Source organism: Kribbella sp. NPDC026596, from assembly GCF_040638415.1.
In the GTDB taxonomy this organism is placed as follows: Bacteria; Actinomycetota; Actinomycetes; order Propionibacteriales; family Kribbellaceae; genus Kribbella.
In genome coordinates, this window is the sequence record NZ_JBEZYF010000060.1 from 40,580 (window position 1) to 56,472 (window position 15,893).

The following is a 15,893-nucleotide window of genomic DNA, read 5'->3' on the forward strand; positions in this document are numbered from 1 at the left end:
GTTCGCGGGGCGTTCTGCGTGTCTGCGATCAGACGGTCGGGTAGCCCGGCTCGGCCGGACCGGCACCCGGCTGGCCGAAGCGCTCGGCCGCCTTCGGGTCCGGACCGTACTGGTTGTCACCGGCCCCACCCTCCTGGGCCGCCAGCACGATGAACCAGATCCAGCCGATACAGGGGACCAGGTTGATCAGGATCCACCAGCCACTGCGGTTCGTGTCGTGCATCCGCCGGATGGCCACACCGATCGACGGCAGCAGCACGGCCAGGCTGTAGATCGTCGAGAGGACGCCGCTGCTCCCGTTGGCGTAGTCCGTGCCGATGATCCTGTCCAGGATGCTCAGGATGATGGACACGATCACGTTGAAGAGTACGAACATCCAGTACTCTTTGCGCCGGGCTCGGCCACTGAACACGGCGTACTTCTTGAGGACGTCGATGTACCACTGCATTACTGTTTCTCCGATGGTCGAAGGTGAGACGCGGACAGAGCCTGTCGGAACCGGTCGGGGTTCGTCAATGCAACTTTTCGCTTTGGTGACCACACCGCAATCTCCCGCGCCGGAACTAGAGCCAACTTCACCTTTTCGGAATCCGGCAGCTGTCGGGATGCTAGAGCCGGCTTCAGCTTTCCGGCTTGGTCAACGTGACCCGCCACATCCGCCGTTGGCCCTCGTCGTACGGCGTTGCCTGGTCGAAGGTCCACTGATCGGCGAGCTCGGTCACCAGTTGCTCGTCGAAGAACCGGCCGACGAAACCGTCGTGCATGCACAGACCGTTGTCGAGCTGCTGCCAATGACTCGAACACGGGTCCTCCGCCGACCACACGGCGTACACGAAAAGCCCGCCAGGGCAGAGGACGCGGTGGATCTCCGCGACCAGGGAGCGCAGTTCGGTGCGGGAGAACGCCATGTTGAGCAGGAGATTCGCGAACACGGCGTTGACCGTGGCATCGGCCGGCGGCAACGGATCGCGGACATCGTGCAGCGCGGCCGTGACGCGGTCGTCGAGGCCCTCCCGCTGCGCTTCCAGCCGAAGTTGATCGAGGGCCGACTCGCTGAAGTCGGTGGCGTGCACGCTGAATCCCTGTCTGGCCAGGAAGAGCGCGTCGCGGCCATGCCCGGCGCCGAGCTCCAGGACATCATCGATGCCTGCGGCACCGAATGCCTCGGCCGCCCACCGCGCCGCGGCCGACGGCTCCGATCCGTGCAGTTGCGGATGCTGTGCGTACGCGGTCTGCCAGCGTTCCTGCTGAGCTCTCGCAAGCTCGACGTGTCCAGTCTTCATGTTGCTCCCCGTGTTCGTCACGCCAATCTGGACGACCGGCAGACCGCAGCAGCCTACGACAGATTTGAGTAGACGTACTCACGCGGTTCTCCGTTCCCCGTCGCGATAGTGAAGTGAACCTAGGAGGACTCGATGCCTACCGCCGCTATCACCTGTCCGACGTGTAAGAGCCCGCTGCAGCTCACCATCGAGCCCGCGCCAGCTCCGCAGCCTTACCCACAAGGTTTTCCACAGCCTCAGTTCGCTCCCGTTCCGGTGCCGCCGCCGACGTACCCGGCACCGCCCTCGCGGGGCATTCCAGCACCACCATCGGTTCGCGTTCCAGCACCACCATCGGTTCGCGTTCCAGCACCAGCATCGGTTGGCGTTCCCGCGCCAGCATCGGTTGGCGAACCTCGCCACCTCCCGCCGCCGCCCAAGCCACCGAAGCCTCACAAACACCGGAAGCTGAGCCCGCAGGCCACCCTGCTGGGCCTGGGCGTCCTGCTGCTCCTCGCCGCCACCGTGACCTTCCTCGCCGTCAACTGGGACAGCCTTCCGGTCGCGATCCAGGCCGGCATCATCGGCACCCTCGCCGCCCTGGCGTTCGCGGGCTCCATCCCCGCCAGCCGACGCTCCCTGGCCGGTACCGCCGAGGCCCTCGCCATCCTCGGCTGCGGCCTGCTCACCGTCGACCTGTACGGCGCCCGCGCCCTGAGCCTCGGCTCACTGGAAACCATCGACTGGTTCACCTACAGCGCGATCGTCTTCGGATCCCTTGCCCTGATCAACCTGTTCATGACCCGGCTCGCACCTCGCGTGGTTACTTACGGTGTCACCACCGTGATCGCCGGTCAGCTTCCGCTCCCCCTGATCCTGGTCGACCGGACGAACCTGCCGGTACTGCTTGCCGCCTTGCTGGCCCAGGTCGTCATCACCCTGGTGCTGTCGGCCAAGGGCACCCCCATCGTCCGCCGTACCGGAGCCATCACTTCGGCGGTCGTCTTCTGCGGCATCCTCGTCGCCGGCATGACGCGGACCTTCCTCGGTCTGCTCGCCACCTACTCGAGCACCTACTTCGACCTCACCGGTCCGATCCCCACGCACGCCGAGTTGCTGAAGACGGTCGCGACGGCCGCGGTCGTCTGTCTCGCCGCCGCGACCGGACTCGTCATCCTCACCAAGCGGCCACTCCCCGCAGCGATCCAGTCGGGAGTCGGCGAGGCCGTCTGTGCGGCAGCGGCCGGGTTCGCCGTCGCCACCTGCCTTCCGCAACTGCCCGGTCCCGGCCGCTGGCTGACCACCGGCGTCGTCGCCGCGCTCGGAATCACGGAGGTGCTGGTAGCCCGCCGTACCGGCAGGCTGGCGCTCGTTCTGCACGTCTCGACCATCACCGTTGCCGCGGTCGACCTCCTCTTCTGCCTGCTGACCGACGACATCCGGCAACTCGGCTACTTCGCCGCGATCGTCGCCGGACTGGCCGTGTTCGCGGCCCTGCGCAAGGTCGTCGACGCCGTCCCGGCCGCCGCGGTCGCTTCGCTCGGCGCCCAGTTCGCCATCGTGCTGTTCGCCATCGACGATTACATCGGTTTGTGGGCAGGCGCCGTCAGTCTCGCGCTCGTCGGCGCGACCGGTATCGCCCTCGCCTGCCGGTACGTCGGTCAACCGCTGGAGCGAGTGTTGATCTCGACCGCCGCCTGCGCCGTACTGCTCGCCCAGATCATGGCAGCGACCGTCGACGCCGACACCGCGACCGGCGTCGTACTCACGATCGCCGCCGCCCCCTTGGTTGCGTACGGCATGAATCCTGCCCGGCGCGCGGGTCTGCTGGTGGCCGGCGCGTTGCTGATCATCGCCAACACCGCCTTCGTTCTGGCGTCCGGCGCCACGACGGTCGAGTGGTTCACCATTCCGCCCGCGATCATCCTGCTCGGCATCGGCATCCTTGCCTGGCGCAACCAATCGAGCTGGGTCTACCTCGGCCCCGGCCTGCTGATCGGCCTGGTCCCGTCCACATTGCTTGCTGACAGCAACGACAACTGGATCCGCGTCACGCTCGTCGTCGCCGCGGCGCTCGCCGTCATCGTGATCGGCACCCAACGCGGGCTCCAGGCCCCCTTCGTCATCGGCGCCGCCGTCCTCGCCAAGATCGGCATCTGGCAGTTCCTCGAGGTCGCCCCGCTGATCCCCCGCTGGATCACCCTCGGTGCCGCCGGCGCCATCCTCCTCACCGTCGGCGCCACCTACGAACGCCGCCTCACCCAGGCCAAACAAGCCGCCCGCTGGATCACCGCCCTGCGGTGACGCGCGCTCTCGGTTTCCCCCGTGGCCCCTGGGTCCGCATACTTGGTTCGAGGAGAATCGCGACCCGGGGGCCGGATGACGAATCGCAGCGACAAGCAGACGGCGGACGTGCTGCTGCTTGCCAGCGTGCTCGAGAAGCTCCGCACCCATGACGGCCTCACCATCGCCCGGCTGCACGCGAGCCGCTCCGGCATCGCCGCACCCCTGGTCGACCTGGCCGCCACCCGCCGCTTCGCCAGCGTCCACGATCTCGAGCCGGCCTCCGCGGCCCTCGACCTGGTCGCCACCTGCGTCCGCGACGACCTGCACGGCACCCAACAACTGGTAGCCGACGCAATCCTCGCCCTCGGCCTCCACACCGACACCTACGCCCGGGCCGGCATCGACGACCGCATCACCCATTCTCTGTACAGCACGTCCCTGGGACGCCGCCGGGAAACCCTCCTCAACCACTGGCACCGCCTCCACCAAGCTCTGGGCCACCAACCCGGCGAAGCTCCCAGTGACCGAGCCCTGCGCGGCACCACCGAGCCCGCCGTCCTCCGGGAGCTGGCCAACCAGCTCATCCGCCGCGACATCTACTCGGTCGGCTCGAAGACCGTGGTCATGATGGACGCCGCGCCGGCCGCGAACGCGGCGCCCGCCGGTCAGGTGATCGTGGTCGGCGGTGCAGTGATGGACGCGACCTTCCGAGTCAAGAACACGCCTGCACCTGAGACGTCGAGTGAGGCCTACGGCTTCGATCTGTCGCCCGGCGGCAAGGGTTTGAACCAGGCCGTCGCGGCCGCCCGGCTCGGGATGCACACCTCCCTGATCGCCGCGGTTACCGACGATCGCTTCGGCGAGGAGATCATCCAGTACCTGGAGGACGAGGGCGTCGACACATCACTCGTGAAGCGCGTGCGCGGACGTCGTACGCCGTTCACCGGGGTGTTCGAGAAGGAACTCGGCGACAGCATCGCGGTCAACTGGCGGAACCAGAACGAGGTGTTCCTGTCGCCGGAGGACATGGACGAACGGTTCGAGGCGGTCTCCGGCTGCGACGCGCTGCTGATGACCTTCGAGGTGCCCCGGGAGACGATGCAGCGGACGCTCGCCTTGGCCCACCGGGACCCGGACAACCGGCCGCTCGTGCTCGTGACGCCGGGCCAGCCGTACGTCGACGAGCGCATCTCGCGCGACGCGTTCCCCCGGATCGACTACCTGGTCGCCCATCCGTGGGAGCTCGGCCACTTCGCGTCGGCCGGCATGGTTCCGTTCGACCCCGACCCGGTCGCCCGGAACCTGCTCGCCTTCGGGGTGGAGACGCTGTGCATGCTCGTCAACGGCGGCTGCACGGTGTACTCCGGGGCCGCGCACGACGTGATCAGCGTGCCGACGATCCCGTCGATCTACAAGGAGTCGGCGACCGCCCGGGACGCATTCTGCGCGGCGCTGGCGGTGAAGCTGATCGACAACAAGCGGAAGTTCGACGGAGCGGTGGCCGTCTGGGCGGCGGCCGCCATGTCGTGCGCGACCACCGACTTCCCGCTGTCGAACTCGATGCCGGACCGCCTCCGCATCGAAGCCCTCCTGGCCCGCTCCCCCTTCACCGTCAACGGCGGCTTCAACTAATCGCTTCACCGTTGACGGCGGCTTCAACTGGTCAGCGGCGGAGGCGGCGCTGGTTCTCGAGCGGGACGGCTTCGGTGATGCCGCGCAGGCGGCAGCAGTAGATCACCGAGTCGAGCAACTTGGCCCGGCTCTGCTCGAAGCGCCCGCCCGGGTTGGCTCGACGCAGTTCGCTCAGATTGGCGCCGCCGTACCGGGTCCGGAGCTGGCGCGGGCTGGCGTAGATGCCGTCGACATACAGATACGGCCGGGCCTCGATCGACATCCACTGCTGCCAGTTGGCGGCCCGGTAGCTGGCTCCGACGAACCCGAGATTCGGATCGACCGCCGTGGTCAGCAGTTGCACGCTGGGAATCTCGCGCCGGATCACCTGCCGGACTTTCGACAGCAGATACGAGATCGCATTCACCGGCGCGACATCGAACGAATACACCCGGGACACGTCCCACGCCGCACCGAGCGGTACGCCGAACTGCGCCTGAATCTGCCGTCCGACCTTCATCCATTCCAGCGGGGAAACACTGCAGAGCGTCACCGGGAGCTTGTTCACCGGGTCCACCAGTGCGAAGTTCACCGAGCCCTCGCGGGCACTGCGCAGATAATGCAGATGGCTGAAGATCCGGTCCGCTTCAAGGTTCCCGAGCCGGACGAAACGCAGATCGGTCAACTCGTACTTGTCTTTCGGAATCAAGTCGTCGATGGCCCGCTGATCGCGTCGTAATCGGGCCGCGTTGCGATTCAGTTCCGCGATCACCGGCTTGAGCCCGATCATGCCGTTCGGGCGGGCCAGGCGCGGCAGGTGCAGCAGCGTACGGACGCTGAGCGCGCGCTGCGGGACGCCGCGCCGGTGCACGGCGTCGACGAGCAGGTCGGCGAACCCGGGTGCATGCCTTCGGCAATCATCGAGCGAAAGCCTGGCTGCTGGGGACACGTCGACTGCTGGGACTGGAGGCGGCGGGACGACCGCGGGAGCCGCCGGGCCGGCGGCGCTGATCACCACACCTGGAATGCTAGCCGACCGTTGCCGCGGCCTGGCAACTTCCCAACCGGACGAGTTTTGGCGGCGTGTTGGACCGGCGGCCGCCAATTGGCAGGCCAGGTCTGCCAATTGGCGCAAAGCGATACCAGGAAAGCTGCCAGCGTATCACCGCCGCCCGCCAAACACCGCAGACACTCCCGGAGCGAGGTTGCCAAAATCATGTCCGGACATAGAACCAGGTGCCAAATTATCTCCATTGACAACCGATTGTCGCGGCGTTCACTGAAAGCGTAACCAATAACGCCGAGCCGCCGCCCAACTCTAACCAGTGAGTGGCGAAAGACAAGAACTCAAGGGAAGTGAATCGAAGGAAAGAGGAAACGCCATGCCTCCCAACGAATTCGTCGCGACCGTCGTCGTGCTGGCCAGTGCGGTACTCCTGATCTCCTTCTGGAAACAGATTCTGTTCATTCTGCTCTTCGGGGTGGTCATGGTCTTCTGCTTCGGCCTCTACAACGTCGCAACCGCCATGGGGCGCTGAGCGCAGCGCTCCGGCAACACCCGCTCGACACCCGCCCGGGGCTCCCCGGGCGGGTATTTTTGTAGGCTCGCATTCGTGAGTGACTCCGCCGCGGATCTCAGCCTGACCGAGTTGCTGCCGTTATTGGCGCAGCGCAAACTCTCCGCGCGTGAACTCGTCGAGGATTGCCTGCGCCGGATCGACCTGTCCGAATCGACGATTCGCGCATTCGTCACCCGCACCCCCGAACTCGCGCTGGAGGCCGCCGACCGCGCCGACCAGGCGCGCGCCACGGGCGAGCCGGTCGGTGCGCTGGCCGGCGTACCCGTCGCGGTCAAGGACGTGTTCCTGACCAAGGGCGTGCTCACCACGGCGGGCAGCCAGGTGCTGGCCACCTATGTCCCGGCCGAGGACGCGGCCGTCTGGGAGCGCCTGTCGGCCGCGGGCGCCGGGTTGCTCGGCAAGACCACGACCCACGAGTTCGCCTACGGTACGGCGTCGACGCCGACAGCCAACCCGTGGGACGTACGCCGTACCCCCGGTGGATCGTCCGGCGGATCCGCGGCCGCGCTCGCGAGTCGCATGGTCCCGATCGCCACCGGCACCGACACCGGCGGCTCGCTCCGCATCCCGGCCGCCGCGTGCGGCGTCAGTACCCTCCGCAGCGCCCGCGGCCGGATCTCCCGGTACGGCGTGATCCCGCTGAGCCCCTCGTTCGACGTGGCCGGGCCGATGGCGCGCCGGATGCTCGACATCTCGATCCTGATGCGCGTCCTGGCCGGACCCGATTCCCGGGACCCGGCAACGCGGGACGAGCCGATTCCGCCGTACCCGCTCGAGCCCCCGACCGACCTCAGCGGTGTCCGGATCGGGCTGCCGACCGAGATGTCCTGGCAGCAGGTCGACGACCGCATCGCCACCGTCTGCCGCGACGCCCTCGATCTGCTCGTCGCCCGCGGCGCCCACCTGATCGAGATCGACAGCCCACCGAACACCAAGGCGGTCCTGGAGAAATCCACCGGCGTCTTCGACACCATCAACGAGAGCGAAGCCCACCAGATCCACGACGCCCTGGTCCCCCACAGCCACCTCTACACCCCCCAGGTCCGCGAACGCGTCCGCAAAGGCGAACGCATCAGCCCCGAACGGTACGCCGAAGCCCTCCGCCTCCGTGATCAGTGGACGTACGACTGGCGCGAAATCATGACCACCCATCGCCTGGACGCCCTGGCCCACCCCACGATCGACGCCGCCCCACCCCTCATCGACCACACCCGCCCACCCAAGGGCCCCCGCATCCGCCTCTCGGTCCCCTGGTCCATAGCCGACTTCCCCGCCCTCAACGTCCCCGCCGGCAAAGACCCCCGAGCCCTCCCCGTGGGCCTCTCCCTGGCCGCGATCCCCGAACGCGAAGCCGACCTCGTCAGCCTCGGCATCGCCATCGACGAAGACCTACGAATGTGGCGCCACGCCCCCAGCCCCTGAGTCCTACTTCGGCGAACTGAAAACCGCCGCCCACCGCCGCAGCCCCCATGACTTCGATCGCCTCACCACCACAGGCAGCCGAACGTTGGCCGCGACCGTCCGAGCACCGTTCTTCTCACTCGCCAAGCTGATCGTGACCAGTGAAGACGTGTCATCGGTCTGCCCGGCAGAGTGCAGCCAGAACTCGACGGAGTCGTACCTCAGCGCAACGCGATAGAGGTTGTCCGACGCAACCCGCAGGTTGGCGCCGTCCGTCGAGCAGGTCAACTTGAACTCGGCATCCGGCTGGTAGCTCTCGGCGAAGACGTACGTGGTGATGCGCAGCGATTCGTCGTTCACCGTCGTGATCCGGCCCTGGGCGTCGAGCACCAGCTTGCGCCGTGTGGTCTCAACCGGCGCGACCCGAAGGAAGTAGGAGTCCTTGAACGTCGGGTGAAGCGCAAGTAGTCGCGCAGCACTGAGCCAACGCCGCGGAGCATCCTCCAGAACCTCGTCCGGCATCGCCGGGAAGCTCGAGGTAGCTGGGTAGAACTTCCCTCTCCTCTTCAACTGACCGATCACCCCGCGGCTCATCTCGACGATCTCCGCGAAGGACGGCGGATATAGCTCGAGATTCGGATAGCCCCGCACGCGCAGCTGGAAAATCACCATGCCGGCAACCACGTCCGCCTTCACAACCGTCGCATACCGCACCGGCAGCACGAACGGCTCATGCCGGTCCGCACGCACAAACCCCAGAACGGCGACCGCACCCACAACCTGCTGATGCCGCACCGCATCCTGCAGCGCAGGCGCAACCCACCGCATGCGATAGCGAAACTGAATGATGCCGCCTTCCGGCAGCGCCAGAGCGGTCTGGATATCCTCGGCGTACCTTCGGCGGTCATCTGACGAGAGAAGTAGCAGGCCGTTCATCGGTCCCCTCCCCGGTGCCGGCGCCAAAACCGCGCCGTCAGCTCACAGAGTCGTCGGCTAACCCTTCGCGGTGAAGCACATCAAGGCATGACCACCTGTCCGTACACATGCCGGCTCACCTCTCCGGGACCACAATCGACTGGTCCGCGCCCTCGGTCACCATTCGCATTTCCACCTACCAGTCTGTTTCTCCCCGGCGACGCCTGATGAAACCGTCGCGGTCGACACATTGCCGTAACGCCAATTGGTGCAGTCGTTTGACCGACCATGAGCATCTTGGGTGGACGAAGACCAGCAGTTGTCAGCGAGGATGCCTGCAGTGCCAAGTCCGGCACCCGCGGTCATCTGAACGTCCTTCTCTAGGGTCCTGAAGATGCCGCCAACGCCAACAGTCCCGCACCTATAGACGCGGCCACTACGCTGACTTGCAGTGGCGATCCAGGCCCGAGAATCGGCGGCAACGCCACCAGAGCTGCTCCAGCAGTTGCCGCAGCCCACCGGCGAAATACCCGCGACTTCGACCGTGTCACGACCAAGGGCAACCGAACGTGCGCCGGAATGGTCGTCATCTCGGTCTTCTCACTCGCCAGACTGATCGTCACCCGCGAGTAGACGTCGTAGCTCTGGGCGGCCAGGTGCAGCCAGAACTCGACCAAGTCGTACTTGACTGCGACGTGGTAGACATCCTCTGACGCGACTCGAACATTGGTGCCGTCTGTCGTGCAGGTGAGCTTGAACTCCGCATCCGGTGCATACTCCTTGCCGTAGATGGACGCGACGACTCGGAGGGACAACCCGTCGACCGTCCGGAGCCGACCCGTCTCGTCGAATCGCACTTCCTTGCCTCGTTGGGTCTCGAGGGTGGCGACACGGAGGAAGTAGGAATTCTCGAAGCTGGGATGGAGTGCCAGGCGTCGCGCCGCCGTGATCCAACGGTTCGCGGCGTCGCGGCCGTCCTGTCTGGGCAACTGAGCAGAGTCCGACGTCGCCGGGTAGAAGGCTCCCTCGGGAGTGACCGGCAGTTGGCTCAGCAATTCCCGGCTCTTGAGGACGACGTCAGGCAGCGACCGGTCGTACCGCCGCAGATCGACATACCCGCCGACGCGCAACTTGAAGACGAAGAACTCCGCGACGTATTCCGCCGACGCAACGATCGAATAGCGGATCGGCAGGATGAACGGTTCTCCAGCTCTCACAGTGCTGTGAAAGCCAAGTACAGCGGGAACTCCGTCAGCCCGGTGATTCAGCACCGCCTTTCGCAGCGGAGGAGCCACCCATCGTTGCGGATAGCGGAACTGGAGGACCGCGCCCTCCGGTGCGGCCAGGACGGTTTGGATGTCCTCGGCGTAGCGTCGGCGGTTGTCGGACGAGAGAAGCAGCAGGCTTTGCATCGATCCCCCTCCTGGCGAGCCTGCGCCACTCTTGGCGTCAGCTCACAGAATCGTGTTGCCTCTCTGGATTTCTACCCAGGGGAACGCGATCTGATGCCCGAGATCATGGAGGGCTCGACTATCAAGGGCATTCGGGGCGGATGGGATGTGCATTCGACAACGGATTCGGGATTGTGCCGGTGGTGGGGATTGGGGGCCGGGTGTCCAGGTCGGCGTAGCCGAGGGTTAGGCGGTAGCCGTTCAGGGGGTAGCGGGCGAAGGTTTCGGCGGTTAGGGCGGTGGCGGACAGGCGGTCGGCGTACTCGGGGTGGGTGGTGGTATAGAGGTCGACTTCGCCTCGGGCCAGGCCCCAGAAGGTTTCTGCGGGGATGAGGTTGAGGTCGGCTAGGGGGTTGAGGACTCCTAGGAGGAGGGCGTCGACGAGGTACTGGCGGAGGATGTGCCAAGGCTTGCGTGGGAGGACTCGGTGGTGGGAGTCGGGTTCGGGGCCTCGGGCAAGGATGGGGGTGGTGGAGATGTTGATGTCGTCGACCAGGTCTTTGATGACCAGGCGGGACGGGAGGCCTTCGGGGGTGCAGATGATGGCTAGGTTTTCGCCGTGCGGGTTCACGGTGATGCCGTAGTGGTGCATGAGGTGGAGTAGGGGGCGGAGGAGGGTGGCTAGGAGGTGGCTGATCCAGGTTTGCGGGTCGACGCCGGCGCGGCCGATCATTTCCGAAACCAGGCCGGGGTGGAGGACGGCGGCTAGGGGCCAGACGGTCTCGCCTTCCCGGAGGCGAGGGTCGACGGGGTCGCGCCAGATGCAGCCGAGGGTTTCCGTCCATTGGTAGGGGATGCCGGGGGCGGTGGAGAGTTGTGGGTGGCGGACGGTGACGGAGGCGACTTCGCCCAGCAACTCCGTGCCCAGGCGGGCGAACACCTCGTCGCGGTACCAGAGGCCGCGGAGCCACTGGGTGATCATCGGAGCCGCGAGGGTGCAGTGTTCGGGGATGCCGCGGTAGACCGAGGTGTTGAGGATCTTGAGGGGCAGCTTCACCTGGTATCGCAGGGGTGAGGAGGTGTTCACCATCGTCCGGATCGACTGCGTGGGCAGGTACTCGTCCGGCCCCTCCCCCAGTACGACGATCTCCCCCGTGGCCAGCTCACGCGCCCACTGCGTTCGTACGACGTGGTCCAACTGCCACGGGTGACACGGAAGCCATACATACGAGTCCGGATCGACTAGCTGACCGCGGAACTCTTCCAGAACCGATGGACCTAGTTCCCGCCCGACCACCGAGTGCTCCGACAAGTCCGGCGTACCGCGGAACTCCGCAAGCCCACGCCGTACGGCGAGCCACACCAAACGCAGCGGAGTCCGTGCCTCCGGCGCATAGCGCAGACTGTCCTCCGCAGAGAACCCCAGTCGGCCCTTGTTGGCCACCAGCAACGGATGTCCGGTCAGATGCCCTTCCAACCGGCTGTGGTGCAACTCCAACAACTCAGAAGCCGGCACAGCACTACTAGCCATGCGTACGTCGGCCGCCAGCGTGCTGGTCAGTTCCGCCACATACCCAGCCACGGTCGACCCGTCCAGCCCCAGTACGCCGGCCGCGTCGACGAGGAACTGCACTGGGTCGGTCGCGACCTCACTCTCGTCGTTCCCGAGGATGCCGGCCGTGGTACGGCGTACCGAGTCCGCTGCGACCCGCCAGCTGCCAAACGCACCACGGGTCGCCCCGAAGGTGTACGACACCTCACCCAAATCGAGGCGATTGTCGACAGGCTGCAGCAGGTTCTCCGTGCAGAACTGCGAGATCAGCTTCGCCAACAGCTCTGCCGAACAGCGATCCCAGTGAGTCATCCGGGGATGGCGAAGGTCGTGAAGGCCGTGGACTTGAGCAAGCGGAACACCTCACGCCCAGCCACGCTGTTCAGGATGCCCGCATTGCGAATCGCCCCGATGCCCAGATCCGGAGCTGCGACACCATGGCTGTGCAGATCCGCGTTCGCCACGAAGATCCGGCCCGCGAGCTCGTCGTCCGCGTGAACACTGTGGTCCCGGTTGATCACCCAACGCCCCGCGGCGTCACGCGTGATCCGATCCTCCACCGACGTCAGAAAGGGCAGCGGGCGGTTGCGGTAGCCGGTGGCCGCCACCACGGCGTCGCAGTGGTGCTGGAACGTCCTGCCGCTGTCGGAGTGCTGCAGCGTCAGCTCGACACCGTCTGCACGAGCGACCGCGGACACCACGGCCACGCCGACCTGCAGCTCGACCGGTGCGACGGGCGCAGCACTCAGATCGCGCTGGTAGAGCACGTCGTGGATGTCATCGAGGGTGTCCGACGAGATGCCCTTGTAGTGCCGCCACTGCTCCTTGACCAACTTGTCGCGGGCCGCCTCGTCCAGTGCGTGGAAGTAGTCGACGTACGACGGTGTCGTCATCTCCAGCACGAGCTTCGAGTAGTCCAGCGGTGTGAACGACGGAGTCCGGGTCAGCCACGACACTGCAGGCCCACCGTCGGCGTTGGCGCGCAGCAGGTCGAGAGCACACTCCGCACCGGACTGGCCGGACCCGACGACCGTGACGCGACCGGTCCGTAGCAGGTCCTCCCGCCGGAACAGGTAGTCCGCGGAGTGCAGGAACCGCTCCTCGGGCAGTCCGGCCAGTGCGGCCGGCACAGCGGGCTCAGTACCCACTCCGACCACCAGATGCCGGGTCTCGAACGTCTCCACGACGTCGCCACGCTCCACGGTGAGCTCGAACGCAGAGCCGGTCCACATAGCGTCCCGCACGTGGTGGCCGAAGTGCAGTGAGTCCAGCTGCGCCGCACACCAGCGCAGGTACGTCTCGTACTCGCGCCGCGTCGGATGGAACTTCTCCCGTACATAGAACTGGTACAGCCGGTCGTTGTCCCGCAGATACGACAGGAACGACAACGGATGCGCCGGCTCCACCAGGCTGACCAAGTCCGCCAGGAACGACACCTGCAGCATGGCGTCGTCGAACATCAGCCCGCGGTGCCAAGTGAACTCCGGCCGGCTGTCCAGCACAGCGAGTTGTACGTCGTCCACACCGGACGCCAGCGCGGCCAGTCCGAGATTGAACGGGCCACAGCCGATCGCGATCACGTCGTACATGTCATGCCTCCCGATTCCTGCATGGTCCGGGTGCGAACCATCAGTAGTGCTCTCTTGTCGGGCAGCTGTAGCTCCCCTTGCTGGACGAACCCGGCCGCGACGAACGCACGGACGGACGGCGTGTTCTCGAGGTCCGGCTCGGCCACGACTCGCTGACAGGCCGGATCGGCCCGCAGCACCGCATCCGCGAGCGCACGCAGCAGTTGGCGCCCGAGCCCGCATCCGACCCGGGTGAGGTCACCGATGGCGACGTGCACTCCCCAGTCGTGCTCGTCGCTGGCGTAGTACTCCGCTAATCGGTCGTGCCGTACTCGGTACAGCTCGACGTACCCGAAGTCTTCCGCGTCGACCGCGGCCACGCACGGGACCGAATGCTCCCCCGCGGCCTGCCCGGAGATCTCCTGCGCCCAGCGCTCCACCGACCAGTCCTGGTGCCACCACTGCCTGATGTGCGGCTGTGCCATCCACAACGCGATTCTGGCGGCATCCTCGGCACCGGCCGGGCGGAGGTCGAAACCGTTGTCCAGATGCAGCATCGGCCTGATGTCACACCTCATCGGAGCGGGTTCGGGATGTCGAGGTAGACCGACTGCGCATCCAGCGGGGCGACGACCTCGTCGATGCCGCGCAGCCGGGTCATCATGTTGGCCTTGCACGGCAACGTCTCCGCCTCGAGCCAACGACGGGCCAGCCGATCGCCATCCGGCCCAGCCGCCTTCAGCAAGGGCAACGCCAGCGTCAGCCGATCGCGCACCACGCTCAGCAGCTCGCCCTCGTCCGCAAGCCCGTCCACGGCCAGGCAGCCGACAGCGGCCAGCGCCTGGTTGTGCAGCAGGTAGTAGGTCAGTCGATCGTCGACAATCGGATCATCGACAACTGCCAGCGTCGAGTCGCTCAGGCCGGTCACGCCGAGCAAACCGCGCAGGTACGACGAAGCCAGGTAGTAGCCCTGGTTGTCGCGATACGCACCACCCTTGATCCGCCCGAGCCCATCCAGCCGGACGAGGGTGTTCTGCTGATGTGCTTCCAGTCCGATGCCGGTCTCGGCGTACAGGTGCAGCATCGGGATCAACACATGGTCGATGTACGTCGCCACCCAGCCGGCCGGGTCCTCCGCGGCGTACTCGCTCAGACGGCTGACGCCACCGGGCCGTGGCGCGACTAGACCGGCCAAACATGCATAACTGTTGACGTCTGCCGGCACCTCTCGTAGAGCAACGTCAAGACCAGTCAATGTTGGTCCACCTTCGTCAAGAGCAACCCACGCGGGGTCGCGGACGATGGTGAACCGCGGGTGCGCGGTCGCCGTACCGGCGTTGCAGGCCGCGTCCAGCAGCCGATTGATCTCCAGCCCGCGGCGGAGTTCGGTCGGCGTCGACTCGCGCCGGGAGTTGGTGATGCGTAGTCCGAGCGACAGCTTCAGCATCACTGGCAGGTCCGGGTGGAAAACAGTCCGCAGACTCGACGTCGGGTACCACTCGGCACCCTGCGGACCGAGCGCCTTCACTCGGCCGGCCTTGACGAGCGAGGCCACCCGCGGACGCTGCATTACGGATGCCGCCTGCCACGGGTGGGCCGGGATCAGCACCCGCCCGGCCGACGGAGTGATACCGGCCAGCGCGCCCATTAGCTGCACAGCGTCCAGTCCCTGCAGCGAGGGAGCGCCGGCCACCTGGTCCGACGACACCAGCTCGGCATCGGCTTCGAACCAGTGCAGTGCGAAGCGGCCACCGAGCTCCGGCGAGTACGCCGCCAGTTCGTCACCGCTCAGTCCGTCCCGGCTCTTCGGCGCGGGGTGATTCAGGTGCCCGAGCAGCAACGCCTGCTCCAACTCCAGGAAGCGCCCCGGCCCGCGTTCACCATCGGCAGCCGAAACGAAGAGCTCCACGTTGCGCACCGACTCTGCCGTCCGCGCCGCGAGGTCGTCGATCTCCGCCGGATCCGCATCCGCGGACAGCAACCTGACCAGACCCTCAGGAGTCGCCGACACGCCATCGACCTGTACGTCGCTGAACTGGTGCAGGCCGGTCCGGGAAGCGTGCTCCACCCGCGCCGTCACGGTCGAGCCCCCGACCGGCAACGTGAGCGGCCCGGCCGCGACAGGCACAGCGGTCTCCCGCGTGTAGCACCGCAGGATCGCATTGAGATGTGCAACAGCCGCTGTCGAGGTCATGGGGCCTCCCGGCCTGGACTGAGGAGCGGAGGGAGCGCAGCGACCGGAGCGACGAGGGAAGGCCGGGAGCCAAGGCCCCATGACCGCGCCGTGCCGGAGGCGCGGCAATCCAATGGAGTACTCACGAGACGAC

14 protein-coding genes are annotated in these 15,893 nt (G+C 66.6%); 4 read left to right on the top strand and 10 right to left on the bottom strand.

Going from position 1 to position 15,893, the window contains the following annotated elements:
* Nucleotides 1-28: 28 nt before the first annotated feature.
* The 3 genes from AB0E63_RS35435 to AB0E63_RS35445 form a co-directional block, all read right to left on the bottom strand.
* Nucleotides 29-448, bottom strand: a complete 420-nt coding sequence (locus tag AB0E63_RS35435; RefSeq protein ID WP_360375861.1) for a DUF805 domain-containing protein — start codon at nucleotides 446-448, stop codon at nucleotides 29-31.
* A 172-nt stretch (nucleotides 449-620) separates the two neighbouring features.
* Nucleotides 621-1,283 carry a class I SAM-dependent methyltransferase gene (locus tag AB0E63_RS35440; RefSeq protein ID WP_360375863.1) on the bottom strand — a complete coding sequence of 221 codons (663 nt, stop codon included), beginning with the start codon at nucleotides 1,281-1,283 and terminating at the stop codon, nucleotides 621-623.
* Between the two features lie 181 nt (nucleotides 1,284-1,464).
* Nucleotides 1,465-1,665 (bottom strand): hypothetical protein, encoded by a 201-nt coding sequence (locus tag AB0E63_RS35445; protein WP_360375887.1) that lies wholly within the window; start codon nucleotides 1,663-1,665, stop codon nucleotides 1,465-1,467.
* Nucleotides 1,666-1,730: 65 nt separating this feature from the next.
* Between AB0E63_RS35445 and AB0E63_RS35450 the strand changes: the two genes are divergently transcribed.
* Both AB0E63_RS35450 and AB0E63_RS35455 read left to right on the top strand, forming a co-directional pair.
* Nucleotides 1,731-3,566: a hypothetical protein gene (locus AB0E63_RS35450; RefSeq protein WP_360375885.1), complete on the top strand. Its 1,836-nt coding sequence runs from the start codon at nucleotides 1,731-1,733 to the stop codon at nucleotides 3,564-3,566.
* A 75-nt stretch (nucleotides 3,567-3,641) separates the two neighbouring features.
* The gene (locus tag AB0E63_RS35455; protein ID WP_360375865.1) at nucleotides 3,642-5,180 is read left to right on the top strand and encodes a PfkB family carbohydrate kinase; all 1,539 of its coding nucleotides are present in this window, start codon (nucleotides 3,642-3,644) and stop codon (nucleotides 5,178-5,180) included.
* A 31-nt stretch (nucleotides 5,181-5,211) separates the two neighbouring features.
* Here the strand turns inward: AB0E63_RS35455 and AB0E63_RS35460 are convergent, their stop codons facing one another.
* Nucleotides 5,212-6,177 (bottom strand): hypothetical protein, encoded by a 966-nt coding sequence (locus AB0E63_RS35460; RefSeq protein WP_360375867.1) that lies wholly within the window; start codon nucleotides 6,175-6,177, stop codon nucleotides 5,212-5,214.
* A gap of 364 nt (nucleotides 6,178-6,541) precedes the next feature.
* Between AB0E63_RS35460 and AB0E63_RS35465 the strand changes: the two genes are divergently transcribed.
* A complete protein-coding gene (locus AB0E63_RS35465) occupies nucleotides 6,542-6,697 on the top strand; it encodes a hypothetical protein (RefSeq protein ID WP_165553780.1) in 156 nt (51 codons plus the stop codon).
* Nucleotides 6,698-6,772: 75 nt separating this feature from the next.
* The gene (locus tag AB0E63_RS35470; protein ID WP_360375869.1) at nucleotides 6,773-8,161 is read left to right on the top strand and encodes an amidase; all 1,389 of its coding nucleotides are present in this window, start codon (nucleotides 6,773-6,775) and stop codon (nucleotides 8,159-8,161) included.
* 3 nt (nucleotides 8,162-8,164) lie between these two features.
* Here the strand turns inward: AB0E63_RS35470 and AB0E63_RS35475 are convergent, their stop codons facing one another.
* The 6 genes from AB0E63_RS35475 to AB0E63_RS35500 all read right to left on the bottom strand — a co-directional run bounded on the left by AB0E63_RS35475 (nucleotide 8,165) and on the right by AB0E63_RS35500 (nucleotide 15,760).
* Nucleotides 8,165-9,076, bottom strand: coding sequence for a hypothetical protein (locus AB0E63_RS35475; protein ID WP_360375871.1), 912 nt, complete (start codon nucleotides 9,074-9,076; stop codon nucleotides 8,165-8,167).
* 359 nt (nucleotides 9,077-9,435) lie between these two features.
* Entirely contained in the window at nucleotides 9,436-10,467 is a 1,032-nt protein-coding gene (locus AB0E63_RS35480; protein WP_360375873.1) for a hypothetical protein, read from the bottom strand.
* A gap of 121 nt (nucleotides 10,468-10,588) precedes the next feature.
* Nucleotides 10,589-12,310, bottom strand: coding sequence for an IucA/IucC family protein (locus AB0E63_RS35485; RefSeq protein WP_360375875.1), 1,722 nt, complete (start codon nucleotides 12,308-12,310; stop codon nucleotides 10,589-10,591).
* The gene (locus tag AB0E63_RS35490) at nucleotides 12,307-13,587 is read right to left on the bottom strand and encodes a SidA/IucD/PvdA family monooxygenase (protein WP_360375877.1); all 1,281 of its coding nucleotides are present in this window, start codon (nucleotides 13,585-13,587) and stop codon (nucleotides 12,307-12,309) included. Before AB0E63_RS35490 ends, AB0E63_RS35485 begins: the two co-directional genes overlap by 4 nt.
* A complete protein-coding gene (locus tag AB0E63_RS35495; protein WP_360375879.1) occupies nucleotides 13,575-14,123 on the bottom strand; it encodes a GNAT family N-acetyltransferase in 549 nt (182 codons plus the stop codon). Before AB0E63_RS35495 ends, AB0E63_RS35490 begins: the two co-directional genes overlap by 13 nt.
* Before the next feature lie 17 nt (nucleotides 14,124-14,140).
* Complete coding sequence (locus AB0E63_RS35500) at nucleotides 14,141-15,760, bottom strand: IucA/IucC family protein (RefSeq protein ID WP_360375881.1); 1,620 nt, start codon at nucleotides 15,758-15,760, stop codon at nucleotides 14,141-14,143.
* Nucleotides 15,761-15,893: the final 133 nt, after the last annotated feature.

Bases quoted from the DNA above. Each gene is read 5' to 3' on its own strand.
- AB0E63_RS35475 (WP_360375871.1), bottom strand. From the start codon at position 9,076: ATGAACGGCCTGCTACTTCTCTCGTCAGATGACCGCCGAAGGTACGCC.
- AB0E63_RS35455 (WP_360375865.1), top strand. From the start codon at position 3,642: ATGACGAATCGCAGCGACAAGCAGACGGCGGACGTGCTGCTGCTTGCC.
- AB0E63_RS35485 (WP_360375875.1), bottom strand. From the start codon at position 12,310: ATGACTCACTGGGATCGCTGTTCGGCAGAGCTGTTGGCGAAGCTGATC.
- AB0E63_RS35465 (WP_165553780.1), top strand. From the start codon at position 6,542: ATGCCTCCCAACGAATTCGTCGCGACCGTCGTCGTGCTGGCCAGTGCG.
- AB0E63_RS35480 (WP_360375873.1), bottom strand. From the start codon at position 10,467: ATGCAAAGCCTGCTGCTTCTCTCGTCCGACAACCGCCGACGCTACGCC.
- AB0E63_RS35500 (WP_360375881.1), bottom strand. From the start codon at position 15,760: ATGACCTCGACAGCGGCTGTTGCACATCTCAATGCGATCCTGCGGTGC.
- AB0E63_RS35440 (WP_360375863.1), bottom strand. From the start codon at position 1,283: ATGAAGACTGGACACGTCGAGCTTGCGAGAGCTCAGCAGGAACGCTGG.
- AB0E63_RS35445 (WP_360375887.1), bottom strand. From the start codon at position 1,665: ATGCTGGCGCGGGAACGCCAACCGATGCTGGTGCTGGAACGCGAACCG.
- AB0E63_RS35495 (WP_360375879.1), bottom strand. From the start codon at position 14,123: ATGCTGCATCTGGACAACGGTTTCGACCTCCGCCCGGCCGGTGCCGAG.
- AB0E63_RS35435 (WP_360375861.1), bottom strand. From the start codon at position 448: ATGCAGTGGTACATCGACGTCCTCAAGAAGTACGCCGTGTTCAGTGGC.
- AB0E63_RS35490 (WP_360375877.1), bottom strand. From the start codon at position 13,587: ATGTACGACGTGATCGCGATCGGCTGTGGCCCGTTCAATCTCGGACTG.